The organism is Helicobacteraceae bacterium (assembly GCA_031258155.1).
GTDB lineage: Bacteria > Campylobacterota > Campylobacteria > Campylobacterales > SZUA-545 > JAIRNH01.
Window position 1 is genome coordinate 57681 of sequence record JAIRNH010000066.1, and the last position, 14828, is coordinate 72508.

Here is a 14828-nt window from a genome sequence, read left to right on the forward strand (position 1 = left end):
CAAATGTCGTCGACCTCCTCGAAGCCTCATAAAAAAACCGCGCTTCCGGGTTTTGGATTGTCGCTTGGGTTGTCGATGACCTATCTGTCGCTGCTCGTGCTTATTCCGCTTGGAGGATTGCTGTTATACTCGACAAAGGTATCCTTCGAGCGGTTTATAGAGATCGCGACGGATTCAAGAACGTTCGCCGCGTTTGAAATCTCTTTTGGCGCGTCGTTTCTAGCCGCGAGCATAAACGCGGTTTTCGGACTGATTTTGGCGTGGGTTCTGGCGCGCTATAACTTTTTTGGCAAAAAGTTTTTAGATTCCATTATCGATCTGCCCTTCGCGATACCTACGGCGGTCGCGGGCATATCGCTAACGGCAATCTTCGCTAAAAACGGGATTTTAGGGCAGTTTTTCGCGCCCGTCGGCGCCAAAGACGAGGGCGCGGTTTTGTGGCTAAAAGAGCATATTTTCAGCTACGTTATCCCCGACGGCGGCGTTAGTATCTCTTATTCGGAGATCGGCATTACGATCGCGCTTACCTTTATCGGACTGCCGTTTATCGTGCGGACGGTTCAGCCTGTGATCGAAGAGCTAGACAAGGAGGCGGAGGAGGCGGCGATCACGCTGGGCGCGAATTACTGGACGGTGTTTAGGCGGGTGATTTTCCCATCTATCTATCCGGCGCTATTAACGGGGTTCGCGCTGGCGTTCGCAAGAGGGCTTGGCGAGTATGGATCGGTTATCTTTATATCGAGCAACAAGCCATACGAGACCGAGATCGTGCCGCTTTTGGTCTTTATGCAATTGATGGAATACGATTACGAGGAAGCCGCCGCGATCGGCGTTTTGATGTTGGTCTGCACCTTCTTTTTGCTACTGTTAATCAACTTTTTGCAGACGTTCGCTAGGCGGCGGGGAAAGGTGAAAGCCAATGCGTAGAGAGCCGCGCTGGTTAAAATACGCGCTGATAGGCGTGTCGCTTCTGTTTTTGGCGATCTTTATCGCGCTGCCGCTCTTTACGATCTTTCAACAGGCATTTTCAAAGGGGTTCGCGTTTTATAAAGACGCGATTTTAGAAAACGAAACCTTCGAGGCTATTAAGCTAAGCGTCCTGATCGCGGCGATCGTCGTGCCGCTTAACGCCTTTTTCGGCGTAATGGCGGCGTGGGCGATCGCCAAGTTCGAGTTCTTTGGCAAAAACGTGCTGATCACGCTGATCGAGCTGCCGTTTTCCGTTTCGCCCATTATCGCGGGTCTGATCTACGTGCTGCTTTTTGGCGCTCACGGCTGGTTTGGCGAGTGGCTTATGGAGCATGAGATTAGGATCGTTTTCGCGCTTCCTGGTATGATTTTGGCTACGGCGTTTGTTACCTTTCCGTTCGTGGCTAGGGAGCTGATACCGCTTATGCAGGAGCTTGGCAAGGACGACGAGGAGGCGTCGCTGACGCTGGGCGCGGGCGGGATATATACGTTCTGGCGCGTTACGCTTCCCAATATAAAATGGGGATTGCTATACGGCGTGATTTTGACAAACGCGCGCGCTATGGGCGAGTTCGGCGCGGTGGCGGTGGTGAGCGGCTTGCAGCGCGGCGTTACGATCACGACGCCGCTTCAGATCGAGATTTTATACAACGAGTATCAGCTTACCGCCGCCTTCGCGGTCGCGTCGATCTTAACCTTTCTGGCGCTGCTGACGCTGGCGGTTAAGAGCGTAATCGAGCGGTTTATAGCGCTTCAGCGCAAAGAGGTCGTATTTAAGGAAACCAAATGAGCATAGAGATAAGCAACCTTACCAAGCGCTTTGGAAACTTTACCGCTTTGGAGGACGTAAGCGTTACGATCAAAGAGGGGGAGCTAACGGGGCTGTTAGGTCCTAGCGGATCGGGCAAGACGACGCTGCTACGTATTATCGCGGGGCTTGAGAGCGCCGACGAGGGCGAAATCAGGTTTTTTGGCGAGGAGGCGGGGCATAAGAACATAAAAGATCGCAACGTAGGTTTCGTCTTTCAGCACTACGCGCTTTTTAAGCACATGAGCGTGTTTGAAAACGTAGCCTTTGGACTGAAAGCGCGGAGGCGATCGACGCGCCCAAGCAAAGACGAGATTAACGATCGCGTATTCAAACTGCTGAAAATGGTGCAGTTAGAATCGATGGCAAATCGTCTGCCAAGCGAGCTTAGCGGCGGACAGAAACAGCGCGTCGCGTTAGCTAGGGCGCTCGCGGTCGAGCCTAAGATACTGCTACTAGACGAACCTTTTGGCGCGCTGGACGCGAAGGTTAGGCAGGAGCTAAGGCGCTGGCTTAGGTTTTTGCACGACGAAATTCATATCACCAGCGTTTTCGTAACGCACGATCAGGAGGAGGCACTGGAGGTGAGCGACAATATCGTGATCTTCAACAAAGGCAGGGTGGAGCAGATCGGCGCGCCCGAAGACGTTTACGATAGTCCAAAAACCCCTTTTGTCTATAGTTTTCTGGGCAACGTCAATCTCTTTCGCGCCCGCGTCGAGAAGGGCAGATTAAAATTAGACGGCGGCGAGGGCGAAAGCGATCTGAAGTTTTTTATCCGCCCGCACAATATTGAGATTTCGTTAATCAAAGAGAATGAAAAGGCGATCGAATCTAGGATCGTCGCGCATAGATTTTTAGGCGGCAGGGTGCGCGTGGAGCTGGTTACGCTAGAAGGCGCTAAACCGATCGAAGCCGATATAGATAAAACGCGCTGGAATCGCGTCAAAAGCGCTAATCCCGACACGGTATTTATCAGCTTCAGCGAGGCGAAAACCTACTCGCAAAACGAGGAGTGGAACGACTATGTTATCTAAGCTATTAAAACGAATAAACGGCAAGATCGCCTTGTCGTTTAGCTATCAAGCCGAAGATATAGTCGTTTTAGACCTGGCGCTAAAAACGAGAGATAAACGCATAGAGGTTTTCACGCTCGACACCCTTAAGCATTTTGACGAGTGCTTAGCGTATCATAAGAGTGTGGAGTCGTTTTATCAGATCGGCGTTAAACGATACAGACCAAACCCGCGCGCCGCCTCGGAGTTAGCAAAGAGGCTCGGCGAGTTTGGCGTGCGCGAGAGTCTAGAAAACCGCCGCGAGTGCTGTTCTGTCCGCAAGGTAGCCCCGCTTGGCAGGGCGCTGCGCGGCAAAGCGGCGTGGATCACGGGGTTAAGAGCCGCGCAGAGCCAAACGCGAAGCGCGCTTAACGAGATTGAATACGACGAAAAATACGATCTCATAAAAATCAATCCGATCGCGCGCTGGAGCGATCGGGAGGTTTTCGAGTATATAGAGCGCAACAATCTGCCAATCAATCCTCTGTATAATCGCGGTTTCAAAAGTATTGGTTGCGCGCCCTGTACCCGCGCGGTGAAAGACGGCGAGGATATACGAGCGGGGCGCTGGTGGTGGGAAAATCCCGAACATAAAGAGTGCGGCTTACATATAAGGAATACGGCTTGAATAAACTAGACAAACTTGAATCGCAAAGCGTTTTTATTATTCGAGAGGCGTATAAGTCGTTCAAAAACGTGGGTATGTTGTGGTCTATCGGAAAGGACAGCACCGTTTTACTGTGGCTTGCGAAAAAGGCGTTTTTTGGGCATATCCCCTTCGAGCTGATACATATCGACACAAACTATAAAATTCCGGAGATGATCGCTTATAGAGATAAGACGGCTAAAGAGTTAAAATTAAGACTTGTGGTGGGGCAAAACAAAGAGGCGCTTAAAAATAAAAAGACGTTCGCGGACGGAATAGATAGAATATCCTGTTGCAAAGAGTTAAAGAGCGTCGCGTTAAAACGCACGCTAGACGGCTCTTGGAGCAGAAAGATATACGATCCGAAAAAAGACGCTTGGGAAGAACATAAGAGCGCGGAGACGTATAACGCCGTAATCGTCGGCGTTAGAAGCGACGAGGAGGGAAGCCGATCGAAAGAGCGCGTTTTCTCCGCTAGAGACGAAAAAAGCGAATGGGACGCGAGCTTGCAACCGCCTGAATTGTGGAATCTATACAAAACCGAATTTGCCCCGAAAACGCACGTGAGAGTTCATCCGCTTTTAGAATGGACGGAGTTAAATATATGGGAGTATATCGATAGGGAGAAAATCCCAGTGATACCTATATATTTTGATCAAGGCGAAGGCAAAAGATACCGATCGCTTGGTTGCTATCCATGCACAAGCCCCGTCGAGTCCGCCGCTAAAAATCCCGCCGAAATTATTAAAGAGCTTGTAAGCGGAAAGTTTAAGAACATAGCGGAGCGATCGGGGCGCGCGCAGGACAAAGAGGGGGGAGGCACTCTTGAGGCGCTACGTAAAGAGGGGTATATGTGATGAGCGCAAAACATCATTTAGAAAGAATGAATATCGTTATAACGGGACACGTCGATCACGGAAAAAGCACGCTTGTCGGACGAATGCTGGCGGACGCCTCTTCTTTGCCCAAAGGGAAGCTGGACGCGCTTAAAAAGCGGTGCGAAAAAAACGGCAAGGTTTTTGAATACTCTATGCTATTAGACGCGCTAGAAGACGAGCAAAAGCAGGGCATAACGATAGACAGCGCGAGAATCTTCTTTAAGAGTAAAATCAGAGAGTATATTATTATAGACGCGCCAGGGCATATAGAGTTTTTGAGGAATATGCTAAGCGGAGCGTCCAGAGCCGTAGCGGCTGTGTTGGTGATAGACGCGCTAGAGGGCGTCGCCGAAAACTCCAAACGGCACGGGCTTCTTTTATCGTTGCTTGGCATATCCCAAGTGTTAGTCGCCGTTAATAAACTCGATCTATTCAATTACGACGAGAAAGTTTTTAGAAAGATAAAAAACGAATACGAAAAATACCTAGAAAGCCTGAACGTCAAACCGATCGCGTTTATCCCAATAAGCGCGAGAGAGGGCAAAAATATCGTAAAAAACGCGAAGGAAACGCCTTGGTATAACGGAAAAAACGTTCTTCAAACGCTAGACGGCTTAAGCAATCTTCCGTCGAACGAAAAGCTATTTTTCGCTATGCCTTTGCAAGACGTCTATCGCTTCAGCGACGATAACGACGATAGGAGAATCTACGCGGGAACGATAGTAAGCGGCGAAATAAAAAGAGGGAGTTTAGTTAGGTTTCTGCCCTCGAACGCGGAGGCGCATATCGATAACATAGAGGTTTGGAACGCCCCTCGCAAAGAGTCCGCCAAAGCGATCGAGGCGTGCGGTTTTACCTTGAAAGAAGATATATACGTGAAAAACGGCGAGGTTATGGTAAAAGCCGACGAGCGCGCGCCGATTATCGTAACCTCTAAAATAAGAGCGAATATTATCTGGCTTGGTCGGCGTCCGTTTGTCGCCGACGAGAACTATTTGCTTAAATTAGGCGGCGCGAAGGTAGGCGTAAAACTCGTAAAAATAGAGAAAGCGTTAGGCGAACCGAACGAGGGGACAAACTATAAAGAGCTTAAGCGAAACGAGTGCGGAAGCGTTATCCTCTCGCTATCGCGCCCTATCGCGTTATCGACCTTTTACGATAACGCCGCTCTAGGGCGGTTTGTGATAGTTGACGGATACGACGCGGCGGCGGCGGGTATCGTCTTAGAAAGCGTTAAAGACGAAGAGGCGGATAGATTGGCGCGGGATAGTTTCGAGGAGGAGCTTTTTGCTCTTTTAAAAAAACATTTTCCGCACCGGTTTAACGATCCCGTTTTATATCAAATATAAGGAGAGGCGATGAACATAAGAATTAACGACGAAGAGAAAAGTTTTAAGCAAGAGGCTTTATCGATCGCCGAGTTGCTAAAGATAGAGAACGTATCGCAACCAGATATGGTTTCGGTTCAACTAAACGACGAGTTTTTGCGTCAAAACGAATACGAAACGACGAAGCTAAAAGAGGGCGACGCGGTTAATTTTCTATATTTTATGGGCGGCGGGCGATGAGAGATTGGAGCGACGAGGAGTTGGAGCGTTACTCTAGGCATATTATCCTAGAGGAGGTCGGCATAGAGGGGCAGGAGAAAATCCTAAACGCCAAAGTATTGGTAATCGGCGCGGGCGGGCTTGGCTCGCCGATCGCCTTGTATCTCGCGGCGGCGGGCGTAGGGACGATTGGGATTATCGACGGCGACGCGGCGGATCTAAGCAACCTCCAGCGCCAGATTATCCATACGACAAAGGATATTGGAAAGCCAAAAGCCGCGAGCGCCAAAGAAAAAATGCTCGCTATCAACCCGCATATCGCGATCGAAACCCGTCAGACGATGATAACGGCGGAGAATATCGAAAAAATTATCGCGCCTTACGATTTCGTGATCGACGGCACGGACAATTTCGCGGCGAAGTTTTTAATCAACGACGCTTGCGTTTTGCATAAAAAGCCCTATTCGCACGGCGGTATCCTGCGTTTTACCGGACAGACGATGACGATCAAACCTTACGAGAGCGCCTGCTACGCCTGCGCGTTTGATTCGCCTCCGCCCGCAGGCGTCGTACCAACCTGCTCTAGCGCGGGGATTTTGGGCGCGGTGGCGGGTATTCTTGGAACGATCCAAGCCGCCGAAGCGCTTAAATTTATCGTCGGCGTCGGCGAGCCGCTCTACAACTCGCTGCTTAGCTTCGACGCTAAAAATATGAATTTTCGCAAGATCGCGCTCAAGAAAAACCCCAAATGCCGCGTGTGCGGCGAGGGCGCGCGTATCGTTTTGCGCGACTACGAACAGCCCGTCTGCGAGCTAAAGCCATGATCGCCATTTCGCGAAAAATATACGACGCGATTATCCTCCACGCCCAAAAGGACGCGCCGATCGAGGCGTGCGGCTATCTAGGCGGCAAAGACGGCGCGGTCTCTTTGCATTATCCGATGACAAACGTCGATAACAGCGAGGAGCATTTTTCGTTCGATCCAAAGGAGCAGTTTGCGGCGTTTAAGGAGACGAGCGCGCAAAAACTGCGACTGATCGCCTGCTACCACTCGCACCCAGCCACGCCCGCTAGACCAAGTAAAGAGGATATACGGCTCGCTTATGATCCCAACATTAGTTACATTATCGTTTCGCTTGCCAACGGCGCGATCGACCTGAAAAGTTTCAGGATCAAAAACGGCGAAGCGACCAACGAGGAGGTTATCGTTATATGAGCGGCTATCAAATCCCCCAAAACGTCCATGGCGATTTTGAATCGTTTAAGCGCTCCTACGAGGAGTATAAAAGCGGCGCGATCGACGATCTGAAGTTCAAAACCATTAGAGTGCCGTTTGGCATATACGAGCAGCGCGAAGCCAATACCTATATGATCCGCGTGAAATTAGTCGGCGGTCTGATCTCTTCTAAGCAGCTCGCGGCGTTAGCCGATCTCGCAAAACGCTACGCCGGCGGCAAACTGCATATAACCACGCGCGGCGGCGCGCAACTACACTACGTCAAGTTTGACGACTTTTTGGCGGTAATCGAGGGACTTCACGCCGCGCAACTAACGGGGCGCGGCGGCGGCGGCAACACGGTGCGGAACATTACGGCGGATATACTCGCGGGCGTAGCCAAAGACGAGGTTTTTGACGTAACGCCGCGCGCGATCGCGCTGACTGAAAAGATGCTGGCGCAAAAAGACTCCTACGCGCTTCCGCGCAAATTCAAAATCGCCTTTAGCGGCTCTAGCGCCGATCGCGGCTACGCGACAATCGCCGACGTAGGCTTTATCGCGAAAACCAAAGAGGGCAAAAGAGGGTTCAAAGTCTTTATCGGCGGCGGCATGGGGGCAAAGAGCCGCGTCGCTAAGCCCTATCTGGATTTTTTGCCCGAAGACGAGATTTTTCTGCTCTCTCAGGCGATCAAGGAGACGTTCGACGAGCGCGGCAACCGCAAAAACAAGCATAACGCGAGATTGCGGTTTTTGCTGGAGGAGATCGGTCTGGAGGCGTTTAGGGAGCTAGTCGATACAAAGATCGAGGCGATTAGATCGCGCGGCGGCTACGAAGTCGAGTTCAGGGAGTTTGACGAGCCGAAGCCGATCGTCGCGCAAAGCGACTTGGCGCTAGACGACGAAACTAAATTATGGCGCGATCGATTTGTCTATTCGCAAAAGCAGAGCGGTTACTACGGCGCGAAAGTTCCGCTTCTGCTTGGCGATTTGGACGCGAACGGGGCGCTCGCCCTAGCGGACGCGTTGCCAAAAGATCGCCAAACGATTCGCTTTGGAAGCGATCAAAACCTCTATCTAAGAAACCTGACGCTAGAGGAGTTGATCGCGCTCTATCCCGTTATCAAAACGCTTTCGCCGCAAACGCAAAAGAGCGAGATTTTAGGCGACGCCGTTTTTTGCACGGGCGCATCGACCTGCCAGCTTGGGATCACCATTCCGCGCGGCGCGCTTGCGGCGATCGAGCGCGCGCTTCTTAAAAGCGGCTTAAACCTCGACGCTCTTGGCGGCTTTAGAATCCACATGTCGGGCTGCCCTAATAGTTGCGGCAGGCACGCGCTGGCTGATCTAGGCTTTTTCGGCAAGGTTTTGCGAAAAGACGGCGTCGCCTATCCCGCGTATAATATCGTCGCGGGCGCGAGGATCGCCGAGACAAACTACCGCTTCGCCGAAGCGATCGGCGATATTAGCGCCTATCGCTTGCCCTCGTTTGTGGCGGACGCCTTGAAATTATGGCTGGAGGAAAAGAGCCGATACGCCTCCTACGCCGATTGGATAGACGGCGGCGGCAAGGCAAAGCTCTCGGCGATCGCCGAGAGTTACGCCGATATTCCTTCGTTTGACGAGGACAAAAATCCCTACTACGACTTTGGCGCCTCCGCGCGGTTTTCGTTGGCTGGGCGCGGCGCTGGCGAGTGCAGCGCGGGCATGTACGATCTGATCGAAGCGGATAAAAAGGCGCTCAAAGAGGCGCTAAACGCAAACGACTGGACGCGGATTCGCTTTTTGGCGGCGCGAATGCTACTGATCACGCGCGGCGAGGAGGCGAGGAGCGAGGCGGAGGTATTGTCGGCGTTTAAGAGGCTGTTTATAGATACGAAGCTAATCGACGAATCTTTCGCCAAAACGCTAGAGGGCGAGGCAAACGAAAGCGCGATCAAACTTGGCGAGGCGGTGATCGCGCTCTATGACACGATGGACAACACATTGAAGTTCGAGGCGGAAAAAACGGGCGCGATCGCCGCGCAAAAAGCCGCGCGGTTTAAGGATTATCGCGGCGTGGAGTGTCCGATGAATTTCGTGCGCGTAAAGATGGACTTAGCGCAAATGGCGAGCGGCGATATTCTGGAGATTTTGCTCGACGACGGCGCGCCGATAGAGAACGTGCCGCGATCCGTGCGTAGCGAAGGGCATGCGATCGAGGCGCAGACGAGCGAAGGGACGGCTTGGCGCGTTCGGATTAGGAAGAAGTGAAAGTCCTGCCGATCGCGCTTACGCCAAAGAAAATTCTGCTAATCGGCGCGGGCAAAGCCGCCGCGCTAAAGGCGCGAAGTATTCTGGAAAGCGACTGCGTTTTAAGCGTGATCGCAAGCAAGATCGCCGACGATTTTTTCTCTGATAGGCGCGTTACGATCAAATCCTTCGAGCTTGCCGACGCGCGCGGTTTTGAGATAGTAATCAACGCGACGGGCGATTTGGCGCTTTCCAAAACGCTGTGGGAGAACCGCCGCGAATACGGCTATCTGTTAAATTGCGTCGACGAGCCGCGATTTTGCGACTTTTACTTTACCGCCAATACGCGCCAAGGCGATCTATGCGTATCCGTAAGCTCTAACGGCGTTTCGCCCCCTCGCGCCCAAGCCGCGCGCGATCTGATCGCCGCCGCGCTTGCCCCAAGCGAGCAAAACGGGCGCGAAGCGTTTTTGATCGGGTGCGGAACGGGCGGGATCGACAACTTAACTATCGGCGCGTTTAAGGCGATTACAAGGTTAGACGTGGCGCTGATCGACAATCTTATTAGCGACGAGATTAAGGCGCTACTGCCCAAAAAATGCCTTGCGATCGACGCGGGCAAACGCAAAAACAATCACGCGCTCGCGCAAGAGGAGATCAACGATCTGATCGTAAAACACGCCAAAGAGGGCAAGATTGTAGGCAGGTTAAAAAGCGGCGATCCGTCAATCTTCGGTCGGCTTTACGAGGAGGCGGCGTTTATCGCCTCAAGCGGTTTTATCCCGCGCGTGATCGGCGGGGTGAGTTCCGCGTTCGAGGCGTGCCGCGCGGCGGGCGTGGCGCCTACGCTTCGCGGCGTCGCGAGCGGGGCGCTGATCGTTTCGGCGCATCTCAAAGGCGCGCGCTTTAACGACGATTGGATCGAGCTTATCGGCAAAATCCCGCATACCATTATCGTTTTGATGGCGCATAGTTTCAGCTCCAAAATAGTCGAATCCGCCAGACGGCGCGGAATCGATTTGCAAACGCCGTGCGCGTTCGCTTCCAAGATCGATTCCGTCGACGAAGCCGTCGTTTTCGGCGTTTTGGGCGATCTAGAGGATATGGCGGCGCGGATCGCTAAACCCGCGACGTTAATCGTGGGAATGTGCGCGGCGTTTTCTTATAAATCGTTATAATTACGTCAAAAACGGCAAGCGCAAATATGAGCAACCGCTACAGGCTACTGATAGAAACCGAAGATAAAAAAGGGCTGATCCACCAGATTACGGGCGCGATCTTACAACATAATCTTAATATAGAGCAAAACAACGAGTTTGTGGAAAAGAGTTTTAACCGCTTTTTTATGCGCACCGATCTTAGCGGCGAGCCGGACGAATCGCTGTTTTGCGATCTGGCGCGCTTGCTTAGCTCCGATCAGGCTATACGACTAATTCCAAAACAAAAAAAGCGCGTAATTGTTATGGTTACGAAAGAACACCACTGTTTAGGCGATCTGTTGATTCGCAATAAATACGGCGAGTTAGATATAGATATATTGGCTGTGGTAAGCAACTACGATTATCTAAGAGCGCTTACGGAGAGTTTCGGTATTCCTTATCACTTTGTAGATAGCGCGGGTCTCGATCGCGCCGCGCATGAAAACGGGGCGCTTGAGATAATCGACTCGTATAACTGCGAATATATTGTGCTGGCAAAATATATGCGTATTTTAACGTCCAATTTTGTAGAACGCTATAAAAATAGAATTATCAACATTCACCACTCGTTTTTGCCCGCTTTTATCGGCGCTAATCCGTATCGGCAGGCATACGATCGCGGCGTGAAAATTATCGGCGCGACGGCGCACTTTGTAAATAACAATCTCGACGAAGGTCCTATTATCGCCCAGAGCGTTCTTAGCATAAATCACACGCACAGCGCGGAGGATATGGCGCGCGCGGGCAAAGACGTGGAGAAGCAGACCTTAGCTCGCGCTTTAAGACTTGTTTGCGACGATCGCGTTTTCATCTACAAAAACAAAACGATTATTTTTGAATAAAAGCGCGTCGCCGCGCTATAATTTTCGCTTGCGCAAAGGGGGATTGTTTGGCGGTCAGAAACGAAGATTTACCGCTTTTTGAATTTGGACAAAGGGTGAGATTAAAAGGCGACGTTCGCGCGGACGGAACATATTCGTTCGCGAAAACGGGCGAGGTTATCGCGCTTAAAGGCGAGGAGGGCTACGTGCGTAATATCGGCTCGTTTTTGCAGACAATTCGCGTTTATGACGTTGATTTTATCGCTTCGGGGCGGTTGATCGGCTGCCGCGAGGAGGAGCTAGAGAACGCCGACGATAAGGATAAAATTGAAAGCGAAGCAAACGAAGATATGGCAATTCTAAAAGCGCACCGCCAGAAGCTGAAACGGTAAGCAAAACCAGAATGACCGCGATTGCGGAGTTATTTGCTAGTATGATATAAACTAAAGTTTATGGAGCTAAACCGATGGAACTCGTGGAAAAACTGACCAATCAACTACGCGATACGCTTGATAGCGCGATCAGCCTCGCTCTGTTCGCCAAGAATCCCGAAGTCGCGCCTTTGCATCTGCTGTGGGCGCAACTGACGACAAGCTCTTCGACTATCAATCAGGCGCTAAACAAAATGGGCGTAGATCGCGCGCCAATCGAGCTTGAGATCAAATCCGAAGCGTCGCGTCTGCTCGTCGCGTCGTCCATTAGCAAAGAGCATATCAAGATTTCGCGCGAGTTAGCCGACGCGCTGCAAAAAGCGGAGGCAAAAGCGCAGGCGCTAGGCGATAGCTTTATCGCCGTCGATGCGTTTTTTACCGCTAATATTGATCGCTTCGCGCCGATTCTTTCAAAGTATCTCGATATTTCGGAGTTTATCAAGACGATCGAGGCTATGCGCGGCGGCAAAAAGATCGACGCGAAAAACGCCGAAGAGACGTTAGAGGCGCTGGAGAAATACGGCGTTGATCTTACCGCCAAAGCGCGAGAAAACAAGCTTGATCCGCTGATCGGACGCGACGAGGAGCTTTCGCGCATAATGCAAATCCTCCTTCGCAGAACGAAAAACAACCCCATTTTGCTAGGCGATCCGGGCGTTGGCAAAACGGCGATCGTGGAGGGCTTAGCCGATCGGATCGTAAAAGGCGACGCGCCGACAAGCCTGCTGAATAAGCGCGTGATCGCGCTGGATATGGGCGCTCTGATCGCGGGCGCGAAATATCGCGGCGAGTTTGAAGAGCGCCTTAAAGCGGCGATCGACGAGGTAAAAAAGAACGAAAACATTATTTTGTTCATCGACGAGATTCACGCCATTATCGGCGCGGGCGCAAGCGAGGGAAGCATGGACGCGGCAAATCTGCTAAAGCCCGCTTTGGCGCGCGGCGAATTGCGTTGCATAGGCGCGACCACGCTAAAAGAGTATCGCAAATACTTTGAAAAAGACGCGGCGATGCAAAGGCGCTTTCAGCCTGTTATGACTGGCGAGCCAAGCGCGGCGGAAGCGCTCGCAATTTTGCGCGGATTAAAAGAGCGGCTAGAGGCGCACCATAACGTAACGATCGAGGACTCCGCGCTTGTGGCGGCGGCGCGGCTAAGCGATCGCTATATCGCCGATCGGTTTTTGCCCGATAAGGCGATCGATCTAATCGACGAGGCGGCAAGCGAGCTAAAACTGCAGATCGAATCGTCGCCCGCCGAGCTAGATCGCGCCAAACGCGATCAGGCTAGATTAAAGGTAGAAGCCGAAGCGCTCAAAATGGAACATAACGATAAAAACGGGGCGCGGCTTGAAGAGATCGCAAAGGAGTTGTCGAACGCCGACGAGAAAGTCCGAACTCTCAAGACGCAGTTTGAAAACGAGAAAGAGGCGTTTGGCGCGATCGCGCGGCTAAAAACAAAAGAGGAAGGGCTAAAAAGAGAGGCGGAGTTAGCCAAGCGAGAGAGCGATTTTAGCAAAGCCGCCGAATTAGAATACGGCAAAATTCCCGCGCTTAAAAAAGAGCTAGAGCGGCTAAACGAAAATTGGCGGCGTATGCAAGAGCGCGGCACGTTGCTAAAAAACAGCGTAAATGGCGAGGCGATCGCCGCGATAGTGGCTAAATGGACGAACATTCCCGTCCATAAAATGCTACAAAGCGAGCGCGAAAAGTATCTGCTAGTCGGCGAGGAGCTTTCAAAAAGCGTGAAGGGGCAGCCTAAAGCGATCGAGGCGATCAGCGCGGCGATTAAACGAAACAAGGCGGGGCTTAGCGACGAGAAACGACCGATCGGAAGTTTCTTGTTTCTGGGTCCAACGGGAGTGGGCAAAACCGAAACGGCTAAAACGTTAGCGCGGTTTTTGTTTGACAACGAGCGAGCGCTCGCGCGCTTTGATATGAGCGAATATATGGAGAAACACAACGTCAGCCGCTTGGTGGGCGCGCCGCCCGGATATGTGGGCTACGAGGAGGGCGGACAGCTAACCGAAGCGGCGCGAAGAAAGCCCTATAGCGTCATGCTCTTTGACGAGATCGAAAAGGCGCACCCCGACGTATTTAATATGCTTTTGCAGGTTTTAGACGAGGGTCGATTAACCGATAGCAAAGGCGTAACCGTAGATTTCAAAAACACGATCTTAATTCTAACCTCGAATTTGGCGAGCCGCGAGATTATGGAAACCAAAGATGAAAAAGCCAAGCAAGAGGCGATCAACTTAGCGTTACGCGCGCATTTTCGCCCCGAATTCTTAAATCGCTTAGACGAGATTGTCGTTTTTAATCCGCTTGGATTTGAAGCGGTGTTGGGGATTTTGGATAATCTGATCGAAGATTTGCAAAAGCGCCTAAGCGAGCGGCAGATCGCGCTTACATTTAGCGACGAGGCTAAAAAACTGATCGCTCAGAGCGGTTTTGATCCCGATTTTGGGGCGCGTCCATTGCGACGCGCGCTTAATCGATTGGTAGAGGATCGCCTAAGCGATCTGATCTTGCGCGGCGAGGCTAAGGAGGGTTCAAACATTAACTTCGAGACGCAAAACGGCGAAATCGTCGCGACAATCGCATAAGCCGTCTTACGGCGCCGCTCGCTAACCAATCGATAAAACTAGCCCCCGTTTTTTCCGTCATACCCGCGCGGAGCAAGCGCGGGCGCTTCGTAATCGAAGGCGGGCATCCAGAAATGTCGAAGGCGCAAAAAAGTCCGCGTCATACCCGCGCAGAGCAAGCGCAAGAGCTTCGTAATCGAAGGCGGGTATCCATCTTTTAATGATTGCTTATAGGTTCCCGTCTTCCTACGCGCCTGCGTTCGCAAGCGACGTGCGCGATTATCGCCTATAAGATCGCAGCTCACAGCGCGGATATTGCGAGGGGACGAAAGGGAGCGAGAGATCGCGACGATCAGATGAGCGACGCGCGTTTCAACTTTGATTGGAACAGGCAGTTCGAGCTTGCGCTCGATAGCGATCGCGCAAGAGAGTATCACGACGAAAC

14 protein-coding genes and 1 pseudogene are annotated in these 14828 nt (G+C 51.9%); all 15 read left to right on the top strand.

Annotated elements, in window-relative coordinates; translation table 11 throughout:
• Positions 1 to 3 precede the first annotated feature (3 nt).
• The 15 genes and pseudogenes from LBF86_09290 (at position 4) to LBF86_09360 (ending at position 14828) form a co-directional block, all read left to right on the top strand.
• Positions 4 to 927, top strand: a complete 924-nt coding sequence (locus LBF86_09290) for an ABC transporter permease subunit (protein MDR0665691.1) — start codon at positions 4 to 6, stop codon at positions 925 to 927.
• Positions 920 to 1759, top strand: a complete 840-nt coding sequence (gene cysW / locus LBF86_09295; protein ID MDR0665692.1) for a sulfate ABC transporter permease subunit CysW — start codon at positions 920 to 922, stop codon at positions 1757 to 1759. Before LBF86_09290 ends, cysW begins: the two co-directional genes overlap by 8 nt.
• Positions 1756 to 2814 (top strand): sulfate ABC transporter ATP-binding protein, encoded by a 1059-nt coding sequence (locus LBF86_09300; protein ID MDR0665693.1) that lies wholly within the window; start codon positions 1756 to 1758, stop codon positions 2812 to 2814. The genes cysW and LBF86_09300 overlap by 4 nt, the downstream gene beginning before the upstream one ends.
• Positions 2735 to 3460, top strand: coding sequence for a phosphoadenylyl-sulfate reductase (locus tag LBF86_09305; protein MDR0665694.1), 726 nt, complete (start codon positions 2735 to 2737; stop codon positions 3458 to 3460). Before LBF86_09300 ends, LBF86_09305 begins: the two co-directional genes overlap by 80 nt.
• A complete protein-coding gene (locus LBF86_09310) occupies positions 3457 to 4335 on the top strand; it encodes a sulfate adenylyltransferase subunit 2 (protein ID MDR0665695.1) in 879 nt (292 codons plus the stop codon). The genes LBF86_09305 and LBF86_09310 overlap by 4 nt, the downstream gene beginning before the upstream one ends.
• Entirely contained in the window at positions 4335 to 5705 is a 1371-nt protein-coding gene (locus LBF86_09315) for a GTP-binding protein (GenBank protein ID MDR0665696.1), read from the top strand. The genes LBF86_09310 and LBF86_09315 overlap by 1 nt, the downstream gene beginning before the upstream one ends.
• Positions 5706 to 5714: 9 nt before the next feature.
• A complete protein-coding gene (thiS, locus tag LBF86_09320; GenBank protein ID MDR0665697.1) occupies positions 5715 to 5924 on the top strand; it encodes a sulfur carrier protein ThiS in 210 nt (69 codons plus the stop codon).
• Positions 5921 to 6727, top strand: coding sequence for a HesA/MoeB/ThiF family protein (locus tag LBF86_09325; GenBank protein MDR0665698.1), 807 nt, complete (start codon positions 5921 to 5923; stop codon positions 6725 to 6727). Before thiS ends, LBF86_09325 begins: the two co-directional genes overlap by 4 nt.
• Positions 6724 to 7119: a M67 family metallopeptidase gene (locus tag LBF86_09330; protein MDR0665699.1), complete on the top strand. Its 396-nt coding sequence runs from the start codon at positions 6724 to 6726 to the stop codon at positions 7117 to 7119. Before LBF86_09325 ends, LBF86_09330 begins: the two co-directional genes overlap by 4 nt.
• On the top strand, positions 7116 to 9371 hold the full coding sequence (locus LBF86_09335; protein MDR0665700.1) for a sulfurtransferase TusA family protein: 2256 nt from the start codon (positions 7116 to 7118) through the stop codon (positions 9369 to 9371). Before LBF86_09330 ends, LBF86_09335 begins: the two co-directional genes overlap by 4 nt.
• Complete coding sequence (locus LBF86_09340) at positions 9368 to 10528, top strand: uroporphyrinogen-III C-methyltransferase (protein ID MDR0665701.1); 1161 nt, start codon at positions 9368 to 9370, stop codon at positions 10526 to 10528. The genes LBF86_09335 and LBF86_09340 overlap by 4 nt, the downstream gene beginning before the upstream one ends.
• Before the next feature lie 26 nt (positions 10529 to 10554).
• A complete protein-coding gene (purU, locus tag LBF86_09345; GenBank protein MDR0665702.1) occupies positions 10555 to 11391 on the top strand; it encodes a formyltetrahydrofolate deformylase in 837 nt (278 codons plus the stop codon).
• A gap of 47 nt (positions 11392 to 11438) precedes the next feature.
• Positions 11439 to 11762, top strand: a complete 324-nt coding sequence (locus tag LBF86_09350) for a nitrogen fixation protein NifZ (GenBank protein ID MDR0665703.1) — start codon at positions 11439 to 11441, stop codon at positions 11760 to 11762.
• A 74-nt stretch (positions 11763 to 11836) separates the two neighbouring features.
• Positions 11837 to 14404 carry an AAA family ATPase gene (locus LBF86_09355; GenBank protein ID MDR0665704.1) on the top strand — a complete coding sequence of 856 codons (2568 nt, stop codon included), beginning with the start codon at positions 11837 to 11839 and terminating at the stop codon, positions 14402 to 14404.
• Between the two features lie 247 nt (positions 14405 to 14651).
• A pseudogene (locus LBF86_09360) lies at positions 14652 to 14828 on the top strand (phosphomethylpyrimidine synthase ThiC).

Coding starts and splice junctions, on each gene's coding strand:
- LBF86_09325 (MDR0665698.1), top strand. CDS start 5,921: ATGAGAGATTGGAGCGACGAGGAGTTGGAGCGTTACTCTAGGCATATT.
- thiS (MDR0665697.1), top strand. CDS start 5,715: ATGAACATAAGAATTAACGACGAAGAGAAAAGTTTTAAGCAAGAGGCT.
- LBF86_09300 (MDR0665693.1), top strand. CDS start 1,756: ATGAGCATAGAGATAAGCAACCTTACCAAGCGCTTTGGAAACTTTACC.
- LBF86_09315 (MDR0665696.1), top strand. CDS start 4,335: ATGAGCGCAAAACATCATTTAGAAAGAATGAATATCGTTATAACGGGA.
- LBF86_09335 (MDR0665700.1), top strand. CDS start 7,116: ATGAGCGGCTATCAAATCCCCCAAAACGTCCATGGCGATTTTGAATCG.
- cysW (MDR0665692.1), top strand. CDS start 920: ATGCGTAGAGAGCCGCGCTGGTTAAAATACGCGCTGATAGGCGTGTCG.
- LBF86_09330 (MDR0665699.1), top strand. CDS start 6,724: ATGATCGCCATTTCGCGAAAAATATACGACGCGATTATCCTCCACGCC.
- LBF86_09290 (MDR0665691.1), top strand. CDS start 4: ATGTCGTCGACCTCCTCGAAGCCTCATAAAAAAACCGCGCTTCCGGGT.
- purU (MDR0665702.1), top strand. CDS start 10,555: ATGAGCAACCGCTACAGGCTACTGATAGAAACCGAAGATAAAAAAGGG.
- LBF86_09355 (MDR0665704.1), top strand. CDS start 11,837: ATGGAACTCGTGGAAAAACTGACCAATCAACTACGCGATACGCTTGAT.